Raw genomic sequence first — 26,966 nt, 5'->3', positions numbered from 1 at the left:
GACCCAAGACAACCCTCACACGATCTTTGCTCAGGGTAAGGAAGCCTTCATGAAAATCATCATTTGCGGCGCAGGGCAGGTGGGTTGGCAGATTGCCCGTCACCTCAGCGGAGAGCGCAACGATGTGACCGTGGTCGACAGCAATGCCGAATTGATCCGCCGCGCCACCGATACGCTGGATGTGCAGGGCATCGCCGGATTCGCCAGCTACCCTGATGTGCTGGACCGTGCGGGCGCGCGGGACGCCGAGATGATCATCGCCGCGACCCACTCGGACGAGGTCAATATGGTGACCTGTCAGGTGGCGCATTCGGTCTTCGGCATCAACCGCAAGATCGCCCGTCTACGCAGCCAGTCCTATCTCGACGCGATTTATTCTGACCTCTACCGCCGCGATCACATGCCGATCGACGTGGTGATTTCCCCTGAGAAAGAAGTTGCCACCGCAGCGTTGCAACGTCTTAGCGCACCTGCGGCTTTCGACACCGAGATTTTCATGGACGGGCAGGCGCAGCTTCTCGGGATTTCCATCGATAGCGATTGCCCTGTGGTGAACACGCCGCTGCGGCAGCTTACCGATCTCTTCTCGACCCTGCGTGCGGTCGTGGTGGGCGTGCGCCGCGATGGCACGCTGTTCGCGCCCGAGGCGAAGGATCAGCTGTTCGTTGGCGACGACTGCTATGTCTTTTCGCATCACGACGACATCGCCCGCACGATGGAGATTTTCGGCAAGCAGACCACCAAGCAAGAGCGTGTCGTGCTGGTGGGCGGCGGCAATGTCGGCCTGACCGTGGCGCAGCACCTTGAGGCCGGACCGCTGCGCGTGCGCACTAAGATGATCGAGAAAAACCGCAAATGCGCCGAACGCGCCGCCGAAGGCTTGGAGCGGACCATCGTGCTGAACGGCGACGGGCTTGATGCAGCTCTGTTGGCCGAGGCGGGCATCAGCCGCGCCGATGCGATGCTGGCGGTGACCGATGACGACAAAACCAACATGTTGTCTTGTGTGCGCGCCAAGGCCGAGGGCTGCCCCTATGTCATTGCGCTGATCAACGACCCGACGCTGGTGCCGCTGATGACCCACCTCGGCATCGACGCCTATATCAACCCGCGCGCCACCACCGTCAGCTCGATCCTGCGCCACATCCGCCACGGGCGGGTGCGGGCGGTCTATTCCATCGGCGATGCCGAGGCCGAGGTGATTGAGGCCGAAGTGTTGTCGACCTCGCCCCTCGCGGGCAAAAAAGTGTCGGAAATTGACTTCCCCGAGGGCGTGTTGATCGGCATGCTGCGCAAAGAGGGCAAGGTGATCCGCCCCTTGGGCAGCACACGGATCGACGAGGGCGATGTGGTCGCCCTCTTCGCGCTGGCCGAAGATGTGCCGCGGGTTGAGCAGCTTTTGCAGGTCTCGATCGACTTTTTCTAAGCGCAGGAGCGCCGCGTGACGCAACCGACCAGCATCCGACCGACCGGCATCCGCCGAGAGATCGTGCAGTTGCCGCTGTTCCTGCAATTGTTCGGCGTTTCTGCTGTATCCATGCTCTTGCCGTCGATCTACGGGCTGGTGGTGAATGATCATCAGGCCAGCCGTGCGTTCCTCTATGCCGGGGTGCTGGGTCTGGTGGCTTTCACCTTGATTGCCATCGCCCATGCAGGGCGCAAGCCCTTGGACGGCGCATTGGGGCCGCTGTTGTCCCTGCTCTCGGCTTTTGTATTCCTACCGGTGTTTTTCGCGATTCCCTTTCTTGAGGCGCTGCCGACTACGCGTTTTGTAAATGTCTATTTCGAGATGGTCAGCGCCTTGACCACCACCGGGGCCACGATGTTCGAAAATCCCGCCCGGTTGAGCAATACGCTGCATCTGTGGCGTGCGCAGGTCGGCTGGATGGGCGGCTTGCTTATGTGGGTCACGGCGTCGGCAATTCTGGCGCCGCTGCACTTGGGGGGATTTGAAGTGACCGCTCAGGCCGAACCCGGGCGGCCCGACGACCGTATCGGCACCCGGATGGGCAGGATCACCCCGCGCCAACGTTTGCTGCGCACAACACAGGCTTTGCTGCCGATATACACCGGGCTGACACTGCTGCTGTGGCTCTTGCTCGTAATCGGTGGAGAGACGGCAATGGTTGCTCTTTGTCATGCGATGTCGGTCTTGGCGACATCGGGCATTTCCCCCGTTGGCGGGGTGGATAACGCGCAGATTGGTGTTTCTGGCGAAGCGGTGATGATGCTTTTCATGCTGTTCGCGCTTTCACGTCTCACCTTTTCCAAAGACACAATCACGGCGACCCAAGGCGGGCTGATGACCGACCCTGAGTTCCGCATCGGCCTTCTTGTTGTGATCGGCGTGCCATTGCTGCTTTTCGCCCGCCATTGGATTGGTGCGTTCGAGGTTGAGGTTGAGGTCGATGGCGCCCGCGCGCTTCAGGCGCTTTGGGGTGGGCTGTTTACCGTGCTCTCCTTCCTGACGACCACCGGTTTTGTGTCAGAGCATTGGTCGGATGCGCAGAACTGGTCGGGCCTGCGCACGCCGGGCCTGGTTCTCATGGGGCTTGCCCTAATCGGCGGCGGGGTGGCCACCACGGCGGGCGGTGTGAAACTTCTGAGGGTCTTTGCGCTTTATCAAAACGGCGTGCGCGAGATGGACCGTCTGGTCTATCCCAACTCCGTCAGCGGGGCCGGTGCGGCGGGGCGGCGGCTGCAAAGTAACGGCGCGTTCATCGCGTGGATCTTCTTTATGCTCTTTGCGATGTCGCTGGCCGGGGTCACCTTATTGCTGACCCTAACCGGTACGTCATTCGATGCTGCCGTGGTCATGTCGGTTGCGACACTATCCACCACCGGGCCGCTAATCGAACATGCCGCCGATACACCCATTCGCTTGATTGAGCTGGGATTGGCCGCGAAAATCATCCTCAGCGGCGCAATGGTGCTGGGTCGGCTGGAAACCTTGGCGATTATTGCGCTGATGACCCCGAATTTGTGGCGCGCCTGACACGTTTAGCGCTAGAACCGTCCTAGTCCGCTGATATTGGGGCTGGAAACTCACGCTTTCGCACTCCATACTTGAGGCAATGGGGGGGTCCGGTACGCGGACGCCAGCAAGAACAAAAGGCGAGACTACCATGGCGTCAGACAGACAAAACCTTCAGGATGCGTTCCTAAACCACGTTCGCAAGACCAAAGTACCGGTGACAATTTTCCTGATTAATGGCGTCAAATTGCAAGGCGTGATTACCTGGTTTGACAACTTCTGCGTTCTGCTGCGCCGCGACGGTCAATCGCAACTTGTCTACAAACACGCGATTTCGACCATCATGCCAAGCCAGCCGATCAGCCTTTATGAGGGCGAAGACGCTTCTTGAGCCGTCCAGCATTTCAGATCGACAACAGCGATGGGCCCCGCGTGACGCGCGCTTGGGTGCTGCATCCAGATATCAAAACCGACAACGACCGGCGCGCGCCTGAGCCCGCGCTGGCCGAAGCCGTGGCGCTGGCCGAGGCGCTGCCCGAGTTGCAGGTCGTCGGCTCCGAAATCGTGCCCCTGCGCACGGTGCATGCGGGTATGCTTTTCGGCAAGGGCAAGATCGAAGAGCTCGAGCAACGCATGAAGGGGGCAGAGGTCGACCTCGTGCTGGTCGATGGCCCTGTGACCCCGGTGCAGCAGCGCAATCTTGAGAAGGCTTGGGGGGTCAAACTGCTCGACCGGACCGGGCTGATTCTCGAAATTTTCAGCGACCGTGCGGCGACCCGCGAAGGGGTGCTTCAGGTTGAGATGGCCGCGCTGAACTATCAGCGCACGCGGCTTGTCCGCGCATGGACCCACCTTGAGCGGCAGCGCGGCGGTTTGGGCTTTGTCGGCGGTCCGGGTGAGACCCAGATCGAGGCTGACCGCCGTGCCATTGACGACCAATTGGTGCGCCTGCGCCGCCAATTGGAGAAGGTCGTGAAAACCCGCGCGTTGCACCGTGCCGCACGGGCCAAGGTGCCGTTCCCAATCGTCGCGCTGGTGGGCTATACCAACGCCGGGAAATCCACGCTTTTCAACCGCTTGACCGGGGCCGAGGTCATGGCCAAAGACATGCTCTTTGCCACGCTCGACCCGACCATGCGCAGCCTTGTGTTGCCGGACGGGCCAGAGATCATTCTCAGCGACACGGTGGGGTTCATCAGCGATCTGCCCACCGAACTCGTCGCCGCCTTCCGCGCCACGCTCGAAGAGGTGCTTGCCGCCGATATCATCTGCCACGTGCGCGATGTGTCCCATACCGAGACCGAAGAGCAGGCGCAGAACGTGCGCGATATTCTCGCCTCACTCGGCGTCCCAAAAGAGACCCGCAGTTTCGAGGTTTGGAACAAGCTGGACCTGCTCCCCGAAGACCGGGCCGACGCCATGCGTGCCCGTGCTGCGCGCAACGACGACGTGCTGGCGATCTCGGCCATCACCGGCGAGGGGCTTGAGGCGTTTCAGGAAACCATTGCCGAAGCGCTGCAGGGTGCGGTGCGCGAGGCCGAATTGACCCTTGGCTTTGCTGAAGGCAAGAAACGCGCGTGGCTGTTTGCGCAGGACGTGGTCGAAGGTGAGCGTCAGACCGAAGACGGGTTTGAGATCACCGTGCGCTGGTCCGCGCGCCAAGAGGCCGAATTCCAGCAGATTTGATCGTTTGGGCGCAAGCTGGGTGGATCGGAAAAGATGCAAATTCGGAAACTTAAGGCCCGTGATGCCACTGCCTTTCATGCGCTCAGGCTCGAAGGATTGCGAAGCTACCCAGACGCCTTTGGTGCATCCTTTGCGGAAGAAGCCAACCTGACACTTGCCGATGTGGCAAAGCGGTTGGGATCGGGCTGCGTATTTGGTGGCTTCAGTGATGTCGGTCACCTTGAGGGCATCGTTGGGCTTGCCCAGTCACAATCGCCGAAAGTCCGTCATATCGCGACGATCTGGGGCATGTTCGTGCGACCAAGGGCGCGCGGGGCCGGGCTGGCGGTGGCGCTGATGGAGGCAGCCTTAGCGGAGGCCTTTGCCGATTGCACTTCAATCCGCCTATCGGTCGTTTCCACAAACCAAGTCGCGCTGCGCCTTTATGAGCGGATGGGGTTTACGACATGGGCGGTGGATAGCGAGGCGCTTTATATAAACGGTGTCTACCATGATGAGATTTTGATGCGGCGGTCACGGTCTTAGGCGGCAATTGGTCGGATCGGGGTGGAGACCCCATTATTCACGGCCAACCCCTCGAATTTTGCACGTCCTGCCGCATATGGTCATACGATCAGTAACGGAGCGCGCCCAATGACACTCGTCATCCTTTATATTTCAACGGTCGTTGTCTTCCTCGGGTTGGACTACCTTGGGTTGACCTATCTCATCAAACCTGTGTTTGAGCGTGATATCGGAGACTGGTTGCTGGATGAATTCCGCGTCGCCCCGGCGCTGATTTTTTACGCCTTCTTCGTGGCGGTGGTGCTGTGGTTCGTGTCTTGGCCTGCGATGACAGGGGATCATTCGCTGCTTTGGGTCTTTGGCAATGCGCTGCTGATCGGCGCGATGGGCTATGGCACCTATGAGTTCACCAATCTGGCGACTCTTAAGGATTGGACATGGGCCATGGTGGCGCGGGACTTCGCGTGGGGGTCGTTCCTGACCGGCACGGCGGCAACCGCAGGCGTGGCGATCACCCGCGCGTTGACCTAGCGGCCATTCTCGGTCGACCAGCGCCATGCGCCGGGTTGCAGCCCGGCCAGTTCCCAATCGCCCACGCTGGCGCGGATCAGCCGCAGGGTGGGCAGCCCCACATGCGCCGTCATGCGCCGCACCTGCCGGTTGCGCCCCTCGCGGATGGTGATGCGCAGCCAAGCGTCGGGCACCGTCTTGCGAAAACGCACGGGCGGGTCGCGCGGCCAGAGGGGATCGGGCGCGTCGATCTGGTCCACTTGGGCGGGTTTCGTCAGGCCGTCTTTCAGTTCCACACCCTTGCGCAGAGCGTCGAGCGCTGCGGCATCCGGCGTGCCTTCGACCTGCACCAGATAGCTCTTGGGGCGTTTGTATTTGGGATGCGCGATGCGGGCTTGCAGGGGGCCGTGGTCCGTCAGCACCAAAAGCCCTTCGCTGTCGCGGTCGAGCCGCCCGGCGGGATAAAACCCCTTTTCGTCGATATAGGTCGAGAGGGTCGGGCGGGTGCTGCCCTCGGTTCCCTTGTCGGTGAATTGCGACAGCACGCCGTAGGGTTTGTTCAGCAGGATCACACGGGCGGTCATTGGGCAGGCTCCAGACGGGTCACGCCCACGGCGGCGGCGCGGGCCAGTTCGGCATCCAGCGACATCGGGATATATTCACCGCGCCGCCAGAGTTGCGCCATGTCGTCGTAATGCCGCGACAGGAAATGCCCCGATTGCCCGGTGGAGGTGACAAAGACCGAACTGTCGGGATCGGCAAAGTCATAGACCCCGCGATAGCCTGCACCATGGACGTTATAAAACGGGTCTTTGCCCGTGCCGCGGGTCAGCCCGCGTTGCAGCGTATTATCCCCGCCCGAGGTCGACTGGCGGATGTTCACGAAGTAGCGCAGGAGCGGCACCTCGCCCAAGACAGGGTGGTCATGGGTCGCTTGATGCGCGTCGCCCCAGCGGAGGGATTCCAACTGTGTGCCCCAAGTCTCCTTGATCCAGAGCAGGGCGTCGTCCAGTGCCAGTCGCGCCATGTCATGGCAAGTCTCTACCGGCGCGGATTGGCGCACGTCGCACCATTTCGCGGCGCCTTGCACATCGCGGAAAGCGCGTTCGATAAAGAGCGGTTGAACGTGAGTGAATTCTTCGGCCAGTGGCCCCAGTTCATCGCGGATCAGACGGTCCTGTAGTGCGCGGATCCATGCGGCATAGATCAGCGGCTCGGGCAGGTGTTCGTTCATCTCACCCGACCAGCCTGCCAGCAGATCCAGTGCGCGCTGGCGCTGGCGTTCGGGTGTGCCATCGGACGCGGCCTCTCCGGTGAACCACAGCTCAGCGCCGATCAGCGGCAAGAGCGCGCGGGCCGTGGGGCTGACCGTATCAAGCTGTGCTTCGATGAAGCTGTCGCGGGTATGTACCTCGCGGTTCTGCATCAGCCGCTGCCAGCGTTGCACCCGCTGCGTGTCGCCCCAGACAAAGGAGACATGGTTGGGGAAGGGGCGGTCGACCGTCTTGTTGTTGGTATTGCCAAGAATGCCGCCTGCGGGGGCGATGAATTCGGGGTTGGCGGTATAGGGCAGCATCCCGTCCCAGCGGTTGGCGGCGATCCAGCCGGGGCTGGGCATGCGCCCTTCGCTTTGGTGATTGGCATCGCGGCGCGGCATGGCGCCGATGGTCTTCATTGCGATGGTGTCGCGGTCGACCAGCGTCAGGTTCTGCGCAGGGGCTACATAATCGGTCGCGGCATTGATCGCCTGCTGCACAGATTTCGACCGCATGACCTTCATCGCGGCGGCAAGCGAGGTGTCTTCTTCGGTAAAGAGGGTCGAGGCGACAGAAGCCACATGCCCGGGCGGCGTGATGCTGCCAAGGTTGTAGTGGCTGCCCGGCAGCACCGGACCATTGTCGGTCCACCGCAGGGTGACGGTGATCGGATCAGCATCGGCGATGTTGATGATGGATGAGCGTTTGCGGAATTTCTTGAACCCGTCGGGGGTGCGGTATTCCTCGGTATTATCGGGGTTCAGCTCTTCGATATAGACGTCTTGGTCGTCCACATAGGCGGTGGTCAGCCCCCAGCCCAGATCGGCACTGCGGCCCGTTAGCACCACGGGCATGCCGGGTATCGTGCCGCCGATCACGCCGCCGGTCTCAAGCTCCAGCCGGGCGAGGTACCAGATCGCGGGGGCGGTAAAGCCCAAATGCGGATCATTGGCCAAAAGCGTGCCGCCCGCGGCAGAGCGCGTGGGCGCTGCGGCCCAAGCGTTGGAAGCGCCAGCGAAGGCCTGCCGTTTGAATGGCGACAGAGGGTGACTGTCCATCGGAGCCGCTGCGGCGTGGCGCGTTGTCACCTCGGGAAAGAGGGCAGCATATTCAGGCAGGGCGGCGACCCCGCTGCCCGGCGCTTCGGGCAGGATGTCGCGCAGACGGTCTTGGTCGCTCAACTCTAGCGAGACACGCGCGCGCAGCACCTCGGCCTCCAGATGGCCCGACATTTGCAGGCCCATCAATTTGGTGATCGCCAGTGAATCCGCAGGCCGCCACGGGGCCATGGGCGCGTTGAAAAGCCACATCTCGGGCGCGCCACGGCCCAAGGCTTCGGTGTTGATCTGATCTAGGCGGGCGTTGATCCCGGCGGAATAGGCCTCAAGTGCCGCGTCGGTTTCGGGGTCAAGCTCACCAGCCGCTGTTACGGCAAGACGGTAAATGTCATAGCGCCGCATCAGCTTGTCGGTGGTGACGGTGGCGGTGCCGAAAACCTCAGACAGACGCCCCTGTGCGGTGCGCCGCAGGGTGATCAACTGCCACAGCCGGTCTTGGGCATGGGCGAAGCCAAGGCCATAAAATACGTCCTCGTCGGTTTCACCAAAGATATGCGGCACATTGGCGTTGTCGCGCACGATCTCGACCGGGGCGCTGACGCCTTGGACCTCAACCCGATCATCATAGTCGGGCAACGACCGCGCGGCGAACCAGTAGACCAGCAACAAAACCACGACGCTCAACGTGACGAGAAACACCGCCAATCGGATAAGCCAGCGAAACATCAATGCCATCGGGGGATCCTCAGCTGGCGCGCAGATTGACCGGAGCGCGCAGGGTGGTAGGTGTTGTGACAGGGAATAACGCAACTGAATGATAAGGAAAAGCACATGGCAAAGCTCGCGTTTTTGGGACTGGGGGTCATGGGGGCTCCGATGGCGGGGCATCTGCAAAAAGCCGGCCACGAAGTGACCGTCTATAACCGCACCGAAGCCAAGGCCGAAGACTGGGTGAAAACCTATGGCGGCGCCATGGCCAAGACCCCGCGCGCGGCGGCAAAGGATGCGGATTTCGTGATCGCCTGCGTGGGCAATGACGATGACCTGCGCTCGGTCTGTTTGGGAGAGGACGGGGCCTTTGGCGGCATGACGGCGGGGGCGATCTTTGTCGATCACACGACCGTTTCAGCGGCCGTCACGCGCGAACTTTACGCCACTGCCGATGACGCACAGGTGAGCTTTGTCGACGCGCCGATTTCGGGCGGTCAGGCAGGAGCGGAAAACGGCCAATTGTCGATCATGTGCGGCGGAGATGAGGGCGCCTTTGACCGGGCGATGCCGATCATGGAGGTCTATTCCAAGATTTGCCGCCGCATTGGTGACAGCGGCGCGGGCCAGATGACCAAAATGTGCAACCAGATCGCCATCGCCGGGGTGGTGCAGGGGCTCTCTGAGGCGCTGCACTTCGCCGAAAAAGCCGGGCTTGATGGTCGCGCAGTGGTGGAGGTCATCAGCCAAGGCGCCGCCGGGTCATGGCAGATGGCGAACCGCTATGAGACCATGCTGGACGACGAGTTCAACCACGGTTTCGCGGTGGATTGGATGCGCAAGGATCTGGGCATCTGTCTGGATACGGCGGATGAGACAGGGGCCAGCCTGCCGGTCACAGCGCTGGTCGATCAGTTCTATAAAGACGTGCAAAAGCAAGGCGGCGGACGTTGGGACACGTCAAGCCTGATTAAACGCCTGCGCGCTATGGGCTAAGGCGTTTGCGCATGAAAAAGGGCAGCGCCGGGTAAAACTGGCGCTGCCCTTCAAAGACCATCGGTCGACCCTGCGTTAGGGGATGATCCGCGTGTATTTCGTGCCTTCCAGCGTCGCGCCGATGCGCAGCCCCGCGCGGCCAAAGACCGCTGCGAGAACGGGGGCCATGACGGTGGTCGTGTCAGCGCTCACGCTGTCGCCCTTGTCGGAGATCACATACTCCAGACCGGCGCCAGCCGCCCAACCCGGCGAGCTGCGGAATTCGCGCAAGGCAGGTTCGGTCATGAAGAACAGCACATGCGCATATTGCTGCGCGCCGATCTGCAAGCCGCCCGAAGCTTTGGTCACCGAATAGTAGTCCACCGTCACGTCGTTGACGCGCAACGCGCCGCGCCCGTAAGCGCCGCCAAAGCCAAGGCCCGCTTCGGTCACCAACGGCATGACCAGCATGCCATTGGCTTTTTCGGCCAACTGCCGGGTGTTGGGATAGCCGCGGTACATTTCGGCCAGGGTCGCATCGACGCGCGCGTCGATCATGGCGCCGCCCCGTCCGCCGACGCCGTTGCCGCAAGCCGCGGTTGCGCCAAGGGCCGTAAGGGCGCCCAAAGTCACAAAGCGCCGGTTATATGTCTGATTGCTCATCTTTTCTGCCTGTATGTTCAAGATCGGTTGCCTGCTGCCGGTTTTCCCGACTTATGCGCGAGATTACGCATAATCACGCGCTTTGTCATGTCGGTTGGACCCTTTGCGCAGATTTACGCCCTCAGGTCACGCGCTTTTGGCCAAAAGCCGGGCAACATCGGGGGCAAAGTAGGTGAGCACCCCATCACAACCTGCGCGTTTAAAGGCCAAAAGGCTCTCCATCATCGCGCGTTCGCCGTCGATCCACCCTTGGTCTGCCGCGCCCCGGATCATGCTGTATTCGCCCGAGACCTGATAGGCGAAGGTCGGCGCGCCAAAGGTGTCTTTCACGCGGCGGCATATGTCCAGATAAGGCATGCCGGGTTTGACCATGACCATATCCGCGCCTTCCGACAGGTCGCGCGCCACCAGCCGCAGGGCTTCGTCGCTGTTGGCGGGATCCATCTGATAGGTCTTTTTGTCGCCGGTCAGGGCCGAAGAGGCACCCACCGCATCGCGGAACGGGCCGTAAAAGGCGCTGGCGTATTTGGCGGCATAGCTCAGGATCATCACGTCATGATGCCCGGCCTGCTCAAGGGCGTCGCGGATCGCGCCGATGCGGCCATCCATCATATCCGACGGCCCGATGATATCGGCGCCTGCTTCGGCTTGGGCCAGCGCCATCTTGACCAGCGCCTCGACAGTGCGGTCATTCACGATGATGCCGTCTTCGACAAAACCGTCGTGGCCGTTGATGTTATAGGTGTCCAGCGCCACATCGGTCATCACCACCATCTGCGGCATGGCCTCTTTGATCGCCGCGATGGCGCGGTTGGTCGCGTTTTGCGGATCCCACGCGCGGGCGCAATCCTCGGTCCGGTCCTCGGGGCCGGTATAGGGAAAGACACAGACCGTACCGATGCCGAGATCGGCCGCCTCGCGCACCGCCGCGACCAGCGTGTCGACCGAGCGGCGCATGACCCCGGGCATGGAGGGGATCGGCTCTTCCACGCCTTCGCCTTCGCGCACGAAAACCGGCCAGATCAGATCGCCCAGTTGCAGGTCATTCTCGCGGACCAGCGCGCGAATACCGGCGTTGGCACGGGTGCGACGCAGGCGGGTAGCGGGGAAGGGGGCGTGGACGGGTTGCATCAAAATTACCTCAGAATGGCTTGGCATGGGCTTGCCATGTATTTTTGAACGCCTCAACCCTATGAATTGTCGCGCCGGACCGCTAAGAGATGCGAACTTAAATTTCGGACGAGCACGCCTTGGACTGGTACCAGACCCTTTTCGAAATGATTGACATGCGCTCTTTCTCGAACCTTTGGTTCTGGATCGCGCTGGCTGTGATGTGGTCCACCGCAAGTCATTGGGTGCTGGGCGTGCCCTTTGACATGGTGCTGCGCGCCCGGCGTCATGGCGGCGAGGCGCAGGCCGATCTCGAAGACATCGTGCGGATCAATGTGAACCGGCTGCTCTATATCTCGCAGGTCTCGGGGCTTTGGCTCTTGGGGCTGGGTTTTTTCGTGCTGACCTCTCTGGTGCTTTTGGGGTTCGTCTATGCCATCGAATTCGCCCAGGCCCTGCTGCTGCTGGGGTTCCCCATGTCGCTGGTCGGGCTGCTGAGCCTCTCGACCGCGCGGCTGATCCGCATCGAAGGCTCCACCGGCGACGTGTTGCAGCGGCGCCTGATGCGGCACCGGCTTTACACCCAGATCATCGGCATGTTCTCGATCTTCGTGACCGCGCTTTGGGGAATGTATCAAAATCTAAGCATTGGCCCGCTGGCGGGTTGACAGGCCCCCCGTGAGGCCCAATTGAGACCCGATGAACGATCCGCGTAATATCACCCTCTCCGGCGTTCCCGAAGGCTATGATGCCCGCGCCATTCTTGATGAAATCGCCAAGGGCGGCCAGCCGGTGGTCCATGTGGCGCGCGATGACAAACGCATGGCGGCGATGCAGGCCGCGTTGCGGTTTTACGCGCCCGATATGCCGGTCGTCACCTTCCCGAGCTGGGATTGCCTGCCCTATGACCGGGTGTCGCCCAACGCCGATATCTCGGCGCAGCGGATGGCGACACTAGCGGCGCTGGTGCATGGGATGCCCCAGCAATTCGTCCTGCTGACGACGCTGAACGCGGCCAGCCAACGTATCCCCGCGCGCGAGACCCTGCGTGACGCCGCCTTTGCGGCGCGCGTGGGCAGCCGGATCGACGAAAAAGCCCTGCGCGCCTTTCTGGTGCGCATGGGCTTTGTGCAAAGCCCCACGGTGATGGAACCGGGCGACTACGCCGTGCGCGGCGGGATCATCGACATCTACCCGCCCGGCGACCTTGGCCCGGTGCGGCTTGATCTTTTCGGGGACGTGCTGGACGGGGCGCGGCGGTTTGATCCGGCCACGCAGCGCACCACGGAAAAACTTGATCTGGTGGAGCTCGCCCCGGTCAGCGAGGTCATCCTTGACGACGCGGCGATCACCCGTTTCCGGCAGAACTACCGCATCGAATTCGGCGCAGCGGGCACCGATGATCCGCTCTACGAGGCGATCAGCGCAGGCCGCAAACATCAAGGTGCGGAACATTGGCTGGCGTTTTTCCACGACAACTTGGAAACGCTCTTTGACTATCTGCCCAAGGCCACGATCACGCTGGACGATCAACTGACGCCGATGCGCCTTGCCCGGTGGGAGACCATCGCCGACCAATATGAGACGCGCAAACTGGCGATGAAGACGCGCTCTAAGATGGACAGCGTCTATAAACCGGCGCCGCCCGAGGGGCTGTACTTGACCGATGATGCATGGACCCAAGCGCTGCTGGATCATCGGGTGATACAATTTAACCCGCTGCCACAGCCCACTGGGCCGGGGGTGCTGGACGCAGGGGCCCGGCTCGGGCGCAATTTCGCCCCCGAGCGCCAGCAGGAATCTGTAAGCCTTTTCGGGGCATTGGCTAAGCATATTAAAGCAAAGCTTGAAGTTGGCCCGGTGTTGATCGCCAGCTACTCCGAAGGCGCGCGCGAACGCCTGACTGGGCTCATCGAAGACGAAGGTCTGGCCGAGGCGATCCCGGTGATGGACGCCACCCGCATCGGAAAACGGGGGCTGCATCTGGCGGTCTGGGCGCTGGAGCATGGGTTCGAGGCGCCGGGCATGACGGTGATTTCAGAGCAGGACGTGCTGGGCGATCGATTGATCCGTGCGCCGAAACGCAAGCGCCGGGCCGAGAATTTCCTGACCGAAGCCCAAAGCCTCAGCCCCGGCGATTTGGTGGTTCATGTCGACCACGGCATCGGGCGCTATCACGGAATGGAGGTCGTCACCGCCGCAGGTGCTGCCCATGAATGTCTCGTGTTGGAATATGCCGAACAATCAAAGCTTTACCTGCCGGTAGAGAATATTGAATTGCTGTCGCGCTACGGCCATGACGAAGGGCTGCTGGACAAGCTCGGCGGCGGGGCGTGGCAGTCCAAGAAAGCCAAGCTCAAAGAGCGTATCCGCGAGATGGCGGACAAGCTCATCCGCATTGCGGCCGAACGCGCGCTGCGCAAAGCGCCGGTCCTCGACCCGCCACCGGGCATGTGGGATGCCTTCTCGGCCCGTTTTCCCTATACGGAGACCGACGACCAGCTGCGCGCCATTGCCGACGTGGTGGATGATCTGACCAGCGGCAATCCGATGGACCGTCTGGTTTGCGGCGATGTGGGCTTTGGTAAAACCGAAGTTGCAATGCGCGCGGCCTTTGTCGCGGCGATGTCGGGTGTTCAGGTGGCGGTGATCGCGCCGACGACACTGCTCGCCCGGCAGCACTGCAAGAGCTTTGCCGAACGCTTTCGCGGCTTCCCGATCGAAGTGCGCCAACTTAGCCGCTTCGTCTCGGCCAAAGAGGCAGCAGCGACGCGCGACGGGATGGCCAAGGGAACGGTCGATATTGTCATCGGCACCCATGCGCTGCTGGCCAAAGGCATCCGGTTCAAGGACCTCGGCCTGCTGGTGATCGACGAAGAGCAACATTTCGGCGTGACCCACAAGGAACGGCTTAAATCCCTGCGCACCGATATCCACGTGCTGACTCTGACCGCCACACCGATCCCCCGCACCTTGCAACTGTCGCTGACGGGCGTGCGCGATCTGTCGATCATCGGTACGCCGCCCGTCGACCGCCTGTCGATCCGCACCTATGTGAGCGAGTTCGACGCGGTTACCATCCGCGAGGCGCTGCTGCGTGAGCACTACCGGGGCGGGCAGAGTTTCTATGTCGTTCCGCGATTGAGCGATCTGCGTGAGATCGAAGACTTCCTTCAGGCGCAGCTGCCGGAACTCTCATACGTCGTCGCCCACGGTCAGATGGCACCGGGGGAGTTGGATGACCGGATGAACGCCTTTTATGATGGCAAATTCGACGTTCTGCTGGCAACGACGATCGTTGAATCCGGCCTCGATATTCCTACGGCCAACACCATGGTCGTGCACCGCGCCGATATGTTCGGTCTTGCGCAACTGTATCAAATCAGGGGCCGCGTGGGCCGCTCGAAAACCCGTGCCTATGCCTATCTGACCACCAAGCCGCGCGCGAAGCTGACGGATACGGCGCAGAAACGTCTGCGGGTGTTGGGCAGCCTTGATACGCTCGGCGCGGGCTTCACGCTGGCCAGCCAAGACCTTGATATTCGTGGGGCGGGCAACCTGCTTGGCGAAGAGCAATCCGGCCAGATGCGCGATGTGGGCTTTGAGCTTTACCAGTCCATGCTGGAAGAGGCGATTGCCAAGATCAAGGCAGGCGAGATGGAGGGCCTCAGCGAGGCCGACGAGCAATGGGCGCCGCAGATCAACCTTGGCGTGCCGGTGCTCATTCCTGAGGACTATGTGCCTGATCTAGATGTGCGTCTTGGCCTCTACCGCCGGCTCAGCGAGCTATCGACCAAGGTGGAACTCGAAGGCTTTGCCGCCGAATTGATCGACCGGTTTGGCAAGCTGCCAAAGGAGGTGAACACCCTGATGCTGGTGGTGCGGATCAAGGCGATGTGCAAACGCGCCGGGATCGCCAAGCTCGATGGCGGGCCGAAGGGCGCGACGATCCAGTTCCACAACGACAAATTCGCCTCACCCGAGGGGCTGGTGAAGTTCATCCAAGACCAGCGTGGGCTGGCCAAGGTCAAGGACAACAAGATCGTCGTGCGCCGGGATTGGAAGACGGATGCCGATAAGATCAAAGGCGCCTTTGCCATTGCACGCGACTTGGCCGAACATGTGATCGCCAAAGAAAAGACTGCGAAAAAGGCTAAGGCAAAGGGCTAAGCCCCCGAACGGGCGGCGGTTATTCCGCCGCCACTGGCTGTCGGTTTTCCATCCGCCCCATATAGAGCATCAGAGCGTAAGCTCCGCTGGCCATGAGCAGCATCGCCAGCGCCAATGGCTTGGTCGTGCCGTCGAACATCAACCCCACGGGCGAGGCGATGAGCGCGGCCAGCACGGTAGAGATTGCCCCCACGACCGACGCGGCCATGCCCGCGATATGGCCCATCGGCTCCATCGCGATGGCATTGAGGTTGCCCAGCGTCAGCCCCGCTTGGAAGAACAGGCAGGTCTGGAAAAACACGAAGGCTGCAAAGCCGTAAGGGTCGGGCAGGGCGCCGAGGTTCAGGAAATACATGGCCCCTGACAACAGGATTTGAAAGCCAAAGGCGATGCTCACCAATCGGCGCATGCCATAGCGCACGACCAGCAGCGCATTGATCAGGCTGGCGCTGGCCGCCACAACGGCGATGCCCCCGAACCACAGCGGGAAGCTCTCTTCCCGGCCATAGACGGTGTCATAGATCGGCTGCACCAGCATGATCATCGAGAAAAGCATCGCCAAGGCCAGCGATTGCACGAGGATCGACAGGCGCACCGTGCGGTGTCCGACCAACTCGCGCACTGCCCCGATGATCAGCCGCGCACGCAGGGGCCGACGGTTTTCCCGCGGCAGTGTTTCGGGCAGGCGCAGGCCCATCCAGACCACCGAGATGATTGAAAACGCCATGAAAGCGATGAAGATCGCCCGCCAGCCCGCCGCGTGAATGATCCCCGCGCCCAGCATGGGGGCCATGGCGGGCACCAATGCGAAGACCATCATCACCACCGACATGATCCGCGCCATCTCGCGCCCGGCATAAAGGTCACGAATGATCGCCACGGCCACCACGCGAGGGCCAGAAGCGCCGAGCCCCTGAAAGATACGGGCCACGAGCATGACTTCCAGTGAGTTGCTCATCCATGCCACGAAGGCCGAAACCGAATAAAGTGCCGCACCGCCAAAGACCACATTGCGCCGCCCGAATGCATCCGACAACGGCCCGCTAAAGAATGTGCCCAACCCCATGCCCAGCACGAAGGACGTGAGGATCAGCGGGGCGCGGTGGGCTATCTCGGGCGAGAGTTCCGCCGCGATCTCGGGCAGGGCGGGTAGCATCGCATCAATGGAAAAGGCGATGGTGGCGGTCATCATCGCAATGAGGGCCACGAATTCGACCCGGCCCATAGAGAATTTTGGATTTTCGGTGGTCACGAACGCGCGCTCCGGCGATTGTCCCGAACGGCGGATCCGTCTGGGCAGGCTTCAGGGAATGACTTGTGGTTGCGCTCTCGATAATCGAGAACGCTTAACTTGGCAATGATTGCCGCCCTGTTTAGCTCTGCTGTTTGGTCAGATCGGCAATGACCTGCGCCCATAGCTCGGGCGGCTGTGCACCCGGCACCGCATGGGCATTTGCGATGATGAACGTCGGCACGGAGTTCACCCCCATCTTGCGGCTATGGGCATCACGGTCGCGAATATCCTGCGCGTCGACGTCGGATTTCAGTAGGCGGGTGACCACGGCGGCGTCCATTTCGATGCTGTCGGCGATGTCGGCCAACACCTCGGCATCGCCAATGTCGCGGGCGTCAACGAAATAGGCTTTGAAAAGGGCGGAGACGGCGGCAGTCTGGCGCCCCTCAATTCCGGCCCAATGGATCAGGCGGTGGGCATCCAACGTGTTCGGCGTGCGTTGCATGGCCTCGAAGTTGATGTTCAGCCCGGCTTTTTCAGCGTGTTCCACGACCGGCGCATAGGCTTTCACCGCGCCTTCTTTGCCGCCAAACTTGCCTTCGAGATACGCACGGCGGTCCATCCCTTCGCGCGGCATCTCGGGGTTCAGCTGGAACGGGTGCCATTCAATTGCGAAAGGATGATTGGGATGGTCCTGCAACGCGCGGTCCAGATGCGCCTTACCGATATAGCACCACGGGCAGATCGGGTCTGACATGATATCGAGTTTGATCGCTTCGGCCATGGTGCGCCCCATCTATTGCTGCGCAATGGGCATAGCGGGGTGCGGCGGGTATCGCAAGCGGGCAGCGTTGCAAGCGCCTTTGGGCGCGGCTATAGCAGGTCCATGACAGAGACGCCGCACCGTTCCATGATCCAGATCGCCCGCGAAAGCGGCGCAAGCGAGACCGCCCCGCCGGTCGACCTTGGCGCGCGGGTGCGCGAGTTGCGCAAGGCGCGCAACTGGACGTTGGAGCAGGCGGCCCGGCAGGCCGGATTGGCGCGCTCCACGCTTAGCAAGATCGAGAACGGGCTGATGTCGCCCACCTATGACGCGCTGAAAAAGCTCGCCGTGGGGTTGGAGATTACGGTGCCGCAACTGTTTACGCCGCCTGCGGGGGAGAAGATCACCGGGCGCATGGCCGTGACCCGCGCCGAAGAGGGCGCGGCCAAGGCCACCGGCACCTATGAGCATGTTCTGCTGGCTGACGCCCTGCGTAAGAAACAAATGCTGCCCTACCGCGCCCGCATCCGCGCGCGCCGGATGGAGGAGTTCGACGGCTGGGTGCGCCATGACGGAGAGGAATTCCTCTATGTGCTGACTGGCATGGTGCGGCTCTTTACCGAGTTCTACGAACCCGTCGACATGCGTCGGGGTGACAGCGCCTATTACGACGCCACCATGGGGCACAATGTCGTCTCGCTCAGCGATGAGGATGCGACGATCCTCTGGGTGACCTCACTGGTCTGAACCCTCTGCCGGTTGCCACCACCAGACTTCGGGCATGAAGTTCGGCCCGTCGCCGTAAAGCGGGATCGTGTCGGGGTAAGCCATGCGCGCGTCATGGGCGATCAGCCCCTCGTCGAACTGCCAGAAGGGAATGACATAGCGCCCAGCGGTGAGGATACGGTCCAGCGCGCGGGTGGCGGCGACGAAATCCGCCGTCTCACGCGCTTGCAGCATCTGATCGATCATCGCATCGACGGCGGGAGAGCGCACGCCCATGAGGTTGCGCGTGCCGGGCAGATCGGCGGCCTCTGACCCCCAATAGAAACGCTGCTCCGTGCCGGGGCTGAGCGATAGGGCGCGTCGGAAGAAGGTCATGTCGAAGTCATATTCGTTCTGCCGCGCCACGAACTGCGCATCATCAACTGTTTCAATCTGCGCCGTGATCCCAAGCCGCTTTAGCGCCTGGGTGTAAAGCTCTGCAATCGCTAGGTTTTCACGGCTGCCTTTGGACAGAAGGATGGTGAATGTCAGCGGCGTGCCATCCGCGCGGCGCATGACACCGCCTTCGGCCTGGTAGCCGGCGGCATTAAGCTGCTGCATCGCGGCACGGATGCCCGCGCGGTTGCGGACAGAGCCATCGGCCACTGGCAGCCGATAGCCATCCACCGTGCCCGGCGGCAGCGTGTCGGCGTAATCGGCCAGCAGGTCAAAGACCCGGCCCGTCGCCGGGCCATCGCGCATGGCAAGGTCGGAGTTTGAGAAATACGAGGTGATCCTGGGCAGGGCTCCGCCGGTCAGCGTTTCATTAATGTACTCGAAGTTGAAAGCGGAGATCAGCGCGTCGCGCACCCTCCAATCGTCAAACGGCGCGCGGCGTGAATTCATCACAAAGCCCGTCATGCCCGAGGGTTTGCTGTGCGGAAAACTGGATTTAACCACCTCGCCCCGGCTGATCGCCGGGAAGTCATATTGTGTGGCCCAAGTCTCGGCGTTGAATTCGCGCACGGCTGAGATTTGGCCAGCTTTAAATGCCTCGAACAACACATTGGCATCGCCGTAGAAGTCGATTTTGACCTCATCGTAATTATGCGTGCCGCGGCGGAAGGGCACCTCGCCCCCCCAGTAGTCAGGATTGCGCGTTAGCGTGACGTGGCGGCCTGCTTGATAGTCGCTGATGACGTAAGGGCCAGTTCCCAAAGGGATTTCGTTCAAAGAGGCATTGGCGAAGTCCTGACCTTCCCATTGCGCTTTGCTGAGAATGGGGCGCATCCCAGCCAGCAAGGCAAGCTCACGGTTGTCGCTGTTGAAGGTCATCCGCAGGCTGCGCGCGCCGGTCTGCTCTATACTATCAATTTGCTGGCGCAGCCCGTGGTAGCGGGGGTGGCCCTCGGTGCCCAGAAGGTCGAACGAGAAGATCACATCCTCGACCGTGACCGGGCTGCCATCGGAAAATCGCGCTTCTTCGCGCAGGGTGAACTCAACCCATGAACGATCGTCGGGCACTTCGATGGTTTCGGCCAGCAGCCCATAAAGCGCAAAGGGTTCGTCCCATGAGCGGCCCATCAAGGTCTCATGGGTGAAGTGCGGCAGCTGCCAAGGTGCGGTGCCTTTGCGCACGAAGGGGTTAAGGCTGTCGAATCCCCCGGTATTGCCCAAAACGATCTCGCCCCCCTTGGGGGCCTCGGGATGTACATAGGGCAGAGCGGCAAAATCGGCGGGCAGGGCTGGGTCGCCGTACATGGCGATTCCATGCTGAGGGGCCGCCAAGGCCGCGCCAGAGAGCAGAATCAGTGAAGAAAGCGCCGCAACGCCCCGTCCTGTCGAGAAAAAATCCCAGCTCATTTTTGAAACAATCACGATCTGCCCTTATTTTGTTGGAGTTAATCCATACCCGCGGATTCCCGCCTTATCAAACTTTTAGCTTGGATTGTGACCGTAGTAGGCGTATACAGAGGTCACTGCTCGATAGGTTTCTTGCCTGTATGAAACCTGCCTCAATAACTTACGCCCGCCTCGTGCGGGCGTTTTTTTTGGCCTATCGCTCGCCAGTTTCCTCCCTTGGCGGTTTCGCGCGCAAACCCTTTCCCTTTGCTCGCTTCGCAGTACATGATGCAGTCGCAGCATGAACAAGGAGAAGCGCCATGGCTTTCACAATCGACCTGTCCGGCAAGACAGCCGTCATCACCGGATCGAATTCTGGAATCGGGCTGGGCATCGCCTGGGAATTGGCGCGGGCCGGGGCCGATATCGTGTTGAACTCTTTTACCGATGACGAGGCGGATCATGCGTTGGCGCAGAAGATGGCCGAGGAATGCAACGTAACCGCCCGGTACATCAAGGCCGATATGTCAAAGGGAGCGGAGTGTCGGCGTTTGATCGCCGAAGCCGGGACCTGTGACATCTTGGTGAACAACGCAGGCATCCAGCATGTCGCCCCGATCCCTGAGTTTCCCGCCGAGAAATGGGATGCGATCATCGCGATTAACCTTTCATCGGCCTTTCACACCACCGCCGAAGCGCTGCCGATGATGCGCGAGGCGGGCTGGGGGCGGGTGATCAACATCGCCTCGGCGCATGGCCTGACGGCTTCGCCCTATAAATCCGCCTATATCGCCGCGAAACATGGGATTGTGGGCCTCAGCAAGACCACCGCGCTGGAAACGGCGAAGGAGCCTATCACCTGCAACGCGATTTGCCCGGGTTATGTGCTGACCCCGATCGTCGAAAAACAGATCCCCGACACGATGAAAGAATACGACATGAGCCGCGAAGAGGTGATCGAACAGGTCATGCTCACGCGCCAGCCTTCGCGGGAGTTCGCCACCGTCGAGCAGATGGGCGGCACGGCAACGTTCCTGTGCTCTGACGCGGCGGCCCAGATCACCGGCACGACCATCAGCGTCGATGGCGGCTGGACAGCGTTGTAAGCGCCGTGGCGGTCAAAAAACGCATTAACCTCGCCCTCCAAGGGGGCGGCGCGCATGGCGCTTTCACTTGGGGGGTGTTGGATCGGCTGTTGCAACAGGACGATCTGGAAATCTGCGGCATCTCCGGCACCTCTGCCGGGGCGCTGAATGGTGCGGCGCTGAAATCAGGCATGATCTCGGGCGGGCGCGAGGGCGCGCGAGAGAACCTTGATTGGCTCTGGGGGCAGGTGTCGGGCATTTCCGACCTGCGGATGTCGCATTGGCTGGCGCCTTTTGGGTTGGATAAGCTCAGTCAGGCGATGGAATATTCCCTGCCCATGGCGATCTCAGACTCGCTGACGCGGGTCGTGTCGCCTTATGCCTATGGGCCGTTCTATCGCAATCCACTCGAAGATGTCGTGGCGCGGTTCGACTATGGCAAAGTGGGGGCGCAGAAACCGCCGTTCTTCTTTGTCTGCGCCACGCGGGTGCGCAACGGCAAGATCAGGGTGTTTGAGGGGGACGAAATCGGCCCCGACGCGCTGCTGGCCTCGGCATGTCTCCCGACGATATTTAAGGCGATTGAGATTGACGACGCTCAGACCGGCCAACGCGAAGCGTTTTGGGATGGCGGTTACACTGGCAACCCGGCGCTGTTTCCGCTGTTCCGCGATGACCTGCCCGAAGACATCGTGGTGGTGAACATCAACCCGCTAGAGCGTGAAGACCTGCCGACAACGCCCCAGCAAATCCAGAACCGGATCAATGAAATCAGCTTTAATTCCAGCCTATTGCGAGAAATGCGCGCGATTGATTTCGTCCAGCGCCTGATCGCGGATGGCACCTTTCCCGAGGGGCGGATGAAGCGGGTCCACATGCATATGATCGCCGATGACGCGCTCATGGCGCAGCTTTCGGTGGCCACCAAGCTGATGCCGAACCCAGCCGTGATCAGGGCGTTGCATGAGGCGGGTGTCGCGGCAGCAGATCAATTCCTGACGGATCACTTTGAAGACCTGAACCAGCGCAGCAGCGTCGATCTACCCGCGATGTTCGGCTGAGTCTTCGGGGTCCGACAGGGCTAGCGCCTCGGGCAGATCGGCACCGGGGCGCGGCGGATAGACCAACCCGGCAGAAATCACCAGCTTCGCCGCGTCTTCGACGCTCATGTCGAGCTCGATGACATCCTCGCGCGGCAGGAAGAGCAGAAAGCCTGAGGTCGGGTTCGGCGTCGTCGGCAGAAAGACCGAGAGCATCTCGCCCCCTGCGTTTGTCCGGGCCAAGACCTCTCCCTTGGCTTCGGTCGAGATAAAGCCAAGCGCCCAGATGCCGCGCCGGGGGTATTCGATCAGGCAGGCGGTCTCAAAGCTGCGCTCGGACTGAGCAAAGATTGTCTCGGAAATCTGTTTGATGCCGGAATAGATCGTCCGCACCACGGGGGTGCGTTCCACCAGACTTTCGGCGAAACGGATCATCGAACGCCCGATCAGCCCTTTCGCAGCCCAGCCAACCATGACGGTGAAGATCAAAAAGATCACGACCCCAAGGCCGCGGACATTGAACTGCATCGACGGGTCGAGGCCAAGGAAATCTTGGAGCAGGCGGTCAGGATGGTAGGCTTTAGGCACCAATGGCAGCACGAAACCGTCGATCCAGCCGACCACGCTCCAGATCAGCCAGATGGTTAGCCCAACGGGCGCAATCACGACCAACCCGGTCAGGAAAGACGCGCGCAGCCTTGCGACAAGGCTGCGCCGGACCTGCGTTGGGTCGGGATCAAAAGGTGTGTTCATCTGCGCCGTTTTCCGAAGAGTTAATCGCAACATAGCTAAGGCGTATGCCCCGGCCCGGCAATGGCTCGACGGTGTTTTTCGCCTTTAACGCGGCAGGTTGACGAGGTTTGCGGCGATCTGGGCCCCCAGCCGGGCATTGTTGCGCACCAATGCGATATTGGCGACCAGCGAGCGGCCCTCGGTCAGTTCAAAGATGCGCTGGAGGAGGAACGGGGTCACGCCCTTGCCGTGCACGCCTTGGGCGTCAGCCTCAGATTGTGCTTGGGCGATGATCGGAGCCAGTTCGGCGGCGGGGATTTCTTCATCCGCCGGGATCGGATTGGCCACGAGTTGACCGCCGGGGAGACCCATGGCAGCGCGGGTGCGGTGGGCTTTGGCAATCGCGCCCGCGTCATCGAGACGCAGCGGCGACTGCAAATCGGATCCCGCGCTCCAGAAGGCGGGGAAGCTGTCTTGACCAACGGTGATGACCGGCACGCCTTGGGTTTCCAGCACTTCCAGCGTTTTCGGCACGTCGAGGATCGCCTTTGCGCCCGCCGCAATCACCGTCACGGGGGTCTGTGCCAGTTCCATCAGATCGGCGGAAATGTCAAAGCTCTCCTCCGCGCCTTTGTGCACGCCGCCGATGCCGCCCGTGGCAAAGACTTCGATGCCTGCAAGATTAGCGGCGATCATGGTGGCGGCGACGGTGGTGGCCCCTGTGCCGCCCGACGCGATGCAGACGGCCATATCGGCGCGCGAAAGTTTCGCCACGTCTTTGGCCTGCGCCAGATCGCTAAGCTGGTCATCGTCCAAACCGATGTGCAACGCGCCCCGGATCACGGCGATGGTGGCGGGCACGGCCCCGACATCGCGGATGTCCTGCTCAACCTGCCGCGCCACTTCGAGGTTTTGCGGATAGGGCATGCCGTGGGTGATGATGGTGCTTTCCAACGCCACGATCGGAGCGCCGCTCTCGCGGGCCTTGGCCACTTCGGCGCTGAAGGTGAGGGGCAGGGCGGAAGGGGCGGTTGTCATATCTTGGTCTCTCCGGAAACGTAAAGGGCAGCAGCGTCGAGTGCGGCCTTGAGGGCGGGTTGCGCGACGGCCCCGCCAAGTTCGGCAGCCACATGGGCGGCCATGAATGTGTCGCCTGCGCCCGTCACGCGGGCCACATGGACCGAGGGCGGGGTGAGGGTGATGATATCATCGCCTTGCCCCACGGTGGCGGGGTTGCCGCCATCAGTCACCACGGCACGGCGCGCGCCGCGGGCCAGCAGGGCGCGGGCGGCGGAGGGGGAATCGTCAAAGCTGGCCTGACACAGCAGCCCGGCCTCTTCGAGGTTCACATAAAGCGTGCCGCGCCCAGCTTTCAGGAAGGGCGTCAACCGCAGCGCTTTGCCGGGCGAGGCGGGGGCGACGCGCAGATCGGCATCAGCCAGTAGCGGGCTTTGCGCCATGCGGGCGAGTAATTCGACAGTGAGATTGCCATCCAGCGCCACGGCGCCTTTATAGGGCGCAGGCAGGCTGCCATCTTCGAGCGGGCGCAGAATTTTATCCCCCGCAGCCTCTAGCGAATGGGCATCGGCAATCGCGGCAATCAACCCGTTCGAGCCTTCGACGGCCATATAGCGGTCAGTCGGCAGATCGTCTGAGCGGTAAACGTGATCGGTGATCAGACCGCGCAGCGTACAGGCGGCGATCAATTCATCCCCCTCTGCATCGCGGCCCACGGCGGACAACAGCGCGGGCGTCAACCCAAAGCGCGCCAGCGCCATGCCGATGTTCAGCGCCACGCCGCCCGGCAAACGCGTGATGCGCCCCGGCATGTCAGAGCCTTGGCGCATGGCGTTTTCAGAGCGGCCGATCACGTCCCAAAGGACGGAGCCAATGCACAGGATGTCAGCTGTCTTTGTCATGCGGCGCTTCTAGCCGCCAAATCTGCCCACGCGCAAGCGGCGTTATTGTGGCACCGCAAATGTCAGCGCCGCCCAAAGCGTTTCCCAGACCGGCTGGTCGGGATCGTATCCGGCACCCGTCTGTGCCGCTGCTGCCGGGCGCAGCACCACGGCGTCAAAGAGGTATTCGTGGCCTTCGGTGACTGGAATAACCGCTTCGCCCGCCGCGTCGGTGCGGTGGAGCGAGATGGTCACGCTGTCATCCGGCGCGCGGTCGAATACCTCAACCTGGGCATCGGCGCGGGGTTCATCCTGATAGAAAAGAGCGACCTTCATCTGACCCTCGAAATCCGCGTCATAGGGATTCGTCAGGGCGACAAATTCGGTGGTCATGCCGGTGGGGGCGTCGTCTCCAACGCCTGTACCTGTGGCGATCAGGGTTTTGACGTGGCGTGTATAGCTCTCCACGACTTTTTCCTGCGACCAGCCGTTGGCGCTGTGATCGGCTTCGGCTTTTGGGAAATCTTTGTGTTCCGCGAAGGAAAGGAACTTCTCCCATTCCTCATAGATCACCTTTGAGGGGGTGGTTTCGGCCAGTACAACGACCAGACCATCCCGGCCCGGTGCGGGGACCTGCAGCGCCGGGTTGTCGCCCGCACGGGGAGAGAGATTATAGGTCTGTCCCTCTACCACGATTTCAAAACGACTGAGCCGGTTGGGAAGATAGGGAAAGGTCGATCCGACAAACTCTTCGCCATTGCGAAAATGCGCTGCGATCTTTTCACCGCTTTCCACTTGATAGTTCAACGGCGACAGCCAGTATTCATGGGCAACGGCAGGTAATGCCGGTAAGATACTGAAAATAATAGCGGACAACTGGGACAGTTTCATGAAGCGAACTTTCATCTTATTAAGAACCAAGCTGGCATTGCTTGGGCTAATGTCAAGCGCGATGGTATTTTCCATAGGCGCTGCGGTACAGGCGCATGAGGTCAAACCTACAATCGCGGACCTGACCGTCGCCGAAGGGCGCGCAGTGCTGGCGCTTGAGATTAACCTCGAGGCTCTGCTGGCGGGGATCGACCTCGATACTGTCGAAGACACCGACAATGCCGAGAATGCAGGCGATTACGATGCGCTGCGCAGCCTGCCCGCCGCGCGTATCGCGGCCCGTGCGCCCGAGCTTTTGCCGAACTGGAACAGCCTGCCATTGCTCAGCGTGAATGGCGCGGCCGTGCCTTTGGAAAGTGTGATGATCGAGGTGCCTGAGGGGGTCGACGCCGAACTGCCGCGCGACAGTCTGTGGCGGCTGGAGGCGGCAGTGCCTGCAGGGGCCGAGCAGGTGCAAGTGACCTGGCCCGATGGCGCGGGCGCATTGGTCCTGCGCCAGCAGGGGGTGGAAGACCCCTATACCGGCTATCTGGCGGGTGGCGAGACAAGCCCCGAGATCGCGCTCTCGGGCGGCGATGCGCAAAGCGGTTGGCAAGCCTTCGTCAGCTATATCCCGGTCGGTTTCGACCACATCCTGCCCAAAGGGTTAGATCATATCCTTTTCGTTCTGGGCCTTTTCTTCCTGTCGACCCGTCTGCGCCCTTTGATCTGGCAGGTTACCGCCTTTACGCTGGCCCACACGGTCACGCTTGCGCTTGGTGCTCTGGGCTGGGTCAACGTGCCCGGTGCCATTGTCGAGCCGCTGATCGCCGCGTCGATCACTTATGTCGCGGTCGAGAATATCTTTCATTCGGCGCTGAATCGTTGGCGGCCCTTGGTGATCTTTGGTTTCGGCCTGCTGCACGGGCTCGGCTTTGCCTCGGTGCTGGGGGACTTTGGCCTGCCAGCGGGGCAATTCGTCCCGGCGCTTATTGGCTTTAATATTGGGGTGGAACTGGGCCAGCTTGCGGTGATCGCGATCGCCTTCGTGCTGGTCGGCTGGGCGATGAAGCGCGATTGGTATCGCCGGGCCATCGCGGTTCCCGCCTCCTGTGTCATCGCGGCGGTCGGGGCCTATTGGTTCATTGAGCGGGTGTTTCTGTAAGCGCGCGGGCAGCCCTTA

At 61.7% G+C, this 26,966-nt stretch carries 24 protein-coding genes; 13 read left to right on the top strand and 11 right to left on the bottom strand.

The genetic code is table 11. The annotated features are described in order from the left end of the window. Positions 1–49: 49 nt before the first annotated feature. The 6 genes from trkA to O4H31_RS08270 all read left to right on the top strand — a co-directional run bounded on the left by trkA (position 50) and on the right by O4H31_RS08270 (position 5,695). Complete coding sequence (trkA, locus tag O4H31_RS08295) at positions 50–1,426, top strand: Trk system potassium transporter TrkA (protein ID WP_269344718.1); 1,377 nt, start codon at positions 50–52, stop codon at positions 1,424–1,426. Positions 1,427–1,441: 15 nt separating this feature from the next. Further along, positions 1,442–2,995 carry a TrkH family potassium uptake protein gene (locus O4H31_RS08290; RefSeq protein WP_208604018.1) on the top strand — a complete coding sequence of 518 codons (1,554 nt, stop codon included), beginning with the start codon at positions 1,442–1,444 and terminating at the stop codon, positions 2,993–2,995. A 130-nt stretch (positions 2,996–3,125) separates the two neighbouring features. Then, positions 3,126–3,365, top strand: coding sequence for an RNA chaperone Hfq (gene hfq / locus O4H31_RS08285; RefSeq protein ID WP_007119530.1), 240 nt, complete (start codon positions 3,126–3,128; stop codon positions 3,363–3,365). Next, the gene (gene hflX, locus O4H31_RS08280; protein ID WP_269344662.1) at positions 3,362–4,660 is read left to right on the top strand and encodes a GTPase HflX; all 1,299 of its coding nucleotides are present in this window, start codon (positions 3,362–3,364) and stop codon (positions 4,658–4,660) included. Before hfq ends, hflX begins: the two co-directional genes overlap by 4 nt. 33 nt (positions 4,661–4,693) lie before the next feature. Further along, entirely contained in the window at positions 4,694–5,185 is a 492-nt protein-coding gene (locus O4H31_RS08275; protein WP_269344660.1) for a GNAT family N-acetyltransferase, read from the top strand. 108 nt (positions 5,186–5,293) lie between these two features. Then, positions 5,294–5,695 (top strand): DUF2177 family protein, encoded by a 402-nt coding sequence (locus tag O4H31_RS08270; RefSeq protein WP_269344658.1) that lies wholly within the window; start codon positions 5,294–5,296, stop codon positions 5,693–5,695. Here O4H31_RS08270 and O4H31_RS08265 read toward each other — a convergent pair. After that, the gene (locus O4H31_RS08265) at positions 5,692–6,258 is read right to left on the bottom strand and encodes a pseudouridine synthase (protein WP_269344656.1); all 567 of its coding nucleotides are present in this window, start codon (positions 6,256–6,258) and stop codon (positions 5,692–5,694) included. The genes O4H31_RS08270 and O4H31_RS08265 overlap by 4 nt on opposite strands. Further along, on the bottom strand, positions 6,255–8,723 hold the full coding sequence (locus O4H31_RS08260; RefSeq protein ID WP_269344654.1) for a penicillin acylase family protein: 2,469 nt from the start codon (positions 8,721–8,723) through the stop codon (positions 6,255–6,257). Before O4H31_RS08260 ends, O4H31_RS08265 begins: the two co-directional genes overlap by 4 nt. A gap of 96 nt (positions 8,724–8,819) precedes the next feature. On the opposite strand from O4H31_RS08260, the gene O4H31_RS08255 reads away from it, so the two are divergent. Then, on the top strand, positions 8,820–9,692 hold the full coding sequence (locus tag O4H31_RS08255; protein WP_269344652.1) for an NAD(P)-dependent oxidoreductase: 873 nt from the start codon (positions 8,820–8,822) through the stop codon (positions 9,690–9,692). Positions 9,693–9,767: 75 nt separating this feature from the next. Here the strand turns inward: O4H31_RS08255 and O4H31_RS08250 are convergent, their stop codons facing one another. Together O4H31_RS08250 and hemB are read right to left on the bottom strand one after the other, a co-directional pair. After that, on the bottom strand, positions 9,768–10,334 hold the full coding sequence (locus tag O4H31_RS08250; protein WP_067628155.1) for a YSC84-related protein: 567 nt from the start codon (positions 10,332–10,334) through the stop codon (positions 9,768–9,770). 126 nt (positions 10,335–10,460) lie between these two features. Continuing rightward, the gene (gene hemB / locus O4H31_RS08245) at positions 10,461–11,465 is read right to left on the bottom strand and encodes a porphobilinogen synthase (RefSeq protein WP_269344648.1); all 1,005 of its coding nucleotides are present in this window, start codon (positions 11,463–11,465) and stop codon (positions 10,461–10,463) included. A 119-nt stretch (positions 11,466–11,584) separates the two neighbouring features. On the opposite strand from hemB, the gene O4H31_RS08240 reads away from it, so the two are divergent. After that, positions 11,585–12,112 carry a component of SufBCD complex gene (locus O4H31_RS08240; protein WP_269344646.1) on the top strand — a complete coding sequence of 176 codons (528 nt, stop codon included), beginning with the start codon at positions 11,585–11,587 and terminating at the stop codon, positions 12,110–12,112. Positions 12,113–12,143: 31 nt separating this feature from the next. Next, complete coding sequence (mfd, locus tag O4H31_RS08235) at positions 12,144–15,614, top strand: transcription-repair coupling factor (RefSeq protein ID WP_269344644.1); 3,471 nt, start codon at positions 12,144–12,146, stop codon at positions 15,612–15,614. Between the two features lie 19 nt (positions 15,615–15,633). On the opposite strand, the gene O4H31_RS08230 is transcribed toward mfd, so the two are convergent. Next, positions 15,634–16,839 carry a multidrug effflux MFS transporter gene (locus O4H31_RS08230; protein ID WP_269345355.1) on the bottom strand — a complete coding sequence of 402 codons (1,206 nt, stop codon included), beginning with the start codon at positions 16,837–16,839 and terminating at the stop codon, positions 15,634–15,636. Positions 16,840–16,987: 148 nt separating this feature from the next. Further along, complete coding sequence (locus O4H31_RS08225; RefSeq protein WP_269344643.1) at positions 16,988–17,632, bottom strand: DsbA family oxidoreductase; 645 nt, start codon at positions 17,630–17,632, stop codon at positions 16,988–16,990. Positions 17,633–17,734: 102 nt separating this feature from the next. Between O4H31_RS08225 and O4H31_RS08220 the strand changes: the two genes are divergently transcribed. Beyond that, positions 17,735–18,358 (top strand): helix-turn-helix domain-containing protein, encoded by a 624-nt coding sequence (locus tag O4H31_RS08220; protein ID WP_093927201.1) that lies wholly within the window; start codon positions 17,735–17,737, stop codon positions 18,356–18,358. On the opposite strand, the gene O4H31_RS08215 is transcribed toward O4H31_RS08220, so the two are convergent. Next, a complete protein-coding gene (locus tag O4H31_RS08215; RefSeq protein WP_331283698.1) occupies positions 18,347–20,077 on the bottom strand; it encodes an extracellular solute-binding protein in 1,731 nt (576 codons plus the stop codon). The genes O4H31_RS08220 and O4H31_RS08215 overlap by 12 nt on opposite strands. A gap of 401 nt (positions 20,078–20,478) precedes the next feature. On the opposite strand from O4H31_RS08215, the gene O4H31_RS08210 reads away from it, so the two are divergent. Continuing rightward, positions 20,479–21,264: a 3-hydroxybutyrate dehydrogenase gene (locus O4H31_RS08210; RefSeq protein ID WP_269344638.1), complete on the top strand. Its 786-nt coding sequence runs from the start codon at positions 20,479–20,481 to the stop codon at positions 21,262–21,264. 5 nt (positions 21,265–21,269) lie between these two features. Further along, on the top strand, positions 21,270–22,304 hold the full coding sequence (locus O4H31_RS08205) for a patatin-like phospholipase family protein (RefSeq protein WP_269344636.1): 1,035 nt from the start codon (positions 21,270–21,272) through the stop codon (positions 22,302–22,304). Here the strand turns inward: O4H31_RS08205 and O4H31_RS08200 are convergent. From O4H31_RS08200 to O4H31_RS08185, 4 genes are all read right to left on the bottom strand, one after another. Next, entirely contained in the window at positions 22,284–23,036 is a 753-nt protein-coding gene (locus tag O4H31_RS08200) for a DUF502 domain-containing protein (protein ID WP_269344635.1), read from the bottom strand. The two genes, O4H31_RS08205 and O4H31_RS08200, sit on opposite strands and share 21 nt — an antisense overlap. Positions 23,037–23,120: 84 nt before the next feature. After that, positions 23,121–24,053 carry a pseudouridine-5'-phosphate glycosidase gene (locus O4H31_RS08195; RefSeq protein ID WP_269344632.1) on the bottom strand — a complete coding sequence of 311 codons (933 nt, stop codon included), beginning with the start codon at positions 24,051–24,053 and terminating at the stop codon, positions 23,121–23,123. Then, complete coding sequence (locus O4H31_RS08190; RefSeq protein WP_269344630.1) at positions 24,050–24,934, bottom strand: PfkB family carbohydrate kinase; 885 nt, start codon at positions 24,932–24,934, stop codon at positions 24,050–24,052. The genes O4H31_RS08195 and O4H31_RS08190 overlap by 4 nt, the downstream gene beginning before the upstream one ends. A gap of 42 nt (positions 24,935–24,976) precedes the next feature. Continuing rightward, positions 24,977–25,804, bottom strand: coding sequence for a DUF4198 domain-containing protein (locus O4H31_RS08185; protein WP_269344628.1), 828 nt, complete (start codon positions 25,802–25,804; stop codon positions 24,977–24,979). Here O4H31_RS08185 and O4H31_RS08180 point away from each other — a divergent pair. After that, a complete protein-coding gene (locus O4H31_RS08180) occupies positions 25,803–26,948 on the top strand; it encodes a HupE/UreJ family protein (RefSeq protein ID WP_269344627.1) in 1,146 nt (381 codons plus the stop codon). The two genes, O4H31_RS08185 and O4H31_RS08180, sit on opposite strands and share 2 nt — an antisense overlap. Positions 26,949–26,966 lie beyond the last annotated feature (18 nt).

The sequence above is a fragment of the Sulfitobacter dubius genome (assembly GCF_027214245.1).
In the GTDB taxonomy this organism is placed as follows: Bacteria; Pseudomonadota; Alphaproteobacteria; order Rhodobacterales; family Rhodobacteraceae; genus Sulfitobacter; species Sulfitobacter dubius_A.
This window is presented reverse-complemented; position numbering and strand designations above follow the sequence as displayed.

What these genes read in the sequence shown, in the direction of transcription:
- O4H31_RS08230 (WP_269345355.1), bottom strand. Translation starts at nt 16,839, where the DNA reads ATGGGCCGGGTCGAATTCGTGGCCCTCATTGCGATGATGACCGCCACC.
- O4H31_RS08220 (WP_093927201.1), top strand. Translation starts at nt 17,735, where the DNA reads ATGACAGAGACGCCGCACCGTTCCATGATCCAGATCGCCCGCGAAAGC.
- O4H31_RS08225 (WP_269344643.1), bottom strand. Translation starts at nt 17,632, where the DNA reads ATGGCCGAAGCGATCAAACTCGATATCATGTCAGACCCGATCTGCCCG.
- O4H31_RS08270 (WP_269344658.1), top strand. Translation starts at nt 5,294, where the DNA reads ATGACACTCGTCATCCTTTATATTTCAACGGTCGTTGTCTTCCTCGGG.
- O4H31_RS08210 (WP_269344638.1), top strand. Translation starts at nt 20,479, where the DNA reads ATGGCTTTCACAATCGACCTGTCCGGCAAGACAGCCGTCATCACCGGA.
- mfd (WP_269344644.1), top strand. Translation starts at nt 12,144, where the DNA reads ATGAACGATCCGCGTAATATCACCCTCTCCGGCGTTCCCGAAGGCTAT.
- hemB (WP_269344648.1), bottom strand. Translation starts at nt 11,465, where the DNA reads ATGCAACCCGTCCACGCCCCCTTCCCCGCTACCCGCCTGCGTCGCACC.
- trkA (WP_269344718.1), top strand. Translation starts at nt 50, where the DNA reads ATGAAAATCATCATTTGCGGCGCAGGGCAGGTGGGTTGGCAGATTGCC.
- O4H31_RS08275 (WP_269344660.1), top strand. Translation starts at nt 4,694, where the DNA reads ATGCAAATTCGGAAACTTAAGGCCCGTGATGCCACTGCCTTTCATGCG.
- hfq (WP_007119530.1), top strand. Translation starts at nt 3,126, where the DNA reads ATGGCGTCAGACAGACAAAACCTTCAGGATGCGTTCCTAAACCACGTT.
- O4H31_RS08190 (WP_269344630.1), bottom strand. Translation starts at nt 24,934, where the DNA reads ATGACAAAGACAGCTGACATCCTGTGCATTGGCTCCGTCCTTTGGGAC.
- O4H31_RS08185 (WP_269344628.1), bottom strand. Translation starts at nt 25,804, where the DNA reads ATGAAACTGTCCCAGTTGTCCGCTATTATTTTCAGTATCTTACCGGCA.
- O4H31_RS08180 (WP_269344627.1), top strand. Translation starts at nt 25,803, where the DNA reads ATGAAGCGAACTTTCATCTTATTAAGAACCAAGCTGGCATTGCTTGGG.
- O4H31_RS08215 (WP_331283698.1), bottom strand. Translation starts at nt 20,077, where the DNA reads ATGTACGGCGACCCAGCCCTGCCCGCCGATTTTGCCGCTCTGCCCTAT.
- O4H31_RS08200 (WP_269344635.1), bottom strand. Translation starts at nt 23,036, where the DNA reads ATGAACACACCTTTTGATCCCGACCCAACGCAGGTCCGGCGCAGCCTT.
- O4H31_RS08260 (WP_269344654.1), bottom strand. Translation starts at nt 8,723, where the DNA reads ATGGCATTGATGTTTCGCTGGCTTATCCGATTGGCGGTGTTTCTCGTC.
- O4H31_RS08250 (WP_067628155.1), bottom strand. Translation starts at nt 10,334, where the DNA reads ATGAGCAATCAGACATATAACCGGCGCTTTGTGACTTTGGGCGCCCTT.
- O4H31_RS08255 (WP_269344652.1), top strand. Translation starts at nt 8,820, where the DNA reads ATGGCAAAGCTCGCGTTTTTGGGACTGGGGGTCATGGGGGCTCCGATG.
- O4H31_RS08195 (WP_269344632.1), bottom strand. Translation starts at nt 24,053, where the DNA reads ATGACAACCGCCCCTTCCGCCCTGCCCCTCACCTTCAGCGCCGAAGTG.
- O4H31_RS08265 (WP_269344656.1), bottom strand. Translation starts at nt 6,258, where the DNA reads ATGACCGCCCGTGTGATCCTGCTGAACAAACCCTACGGCGTGCTGTCG.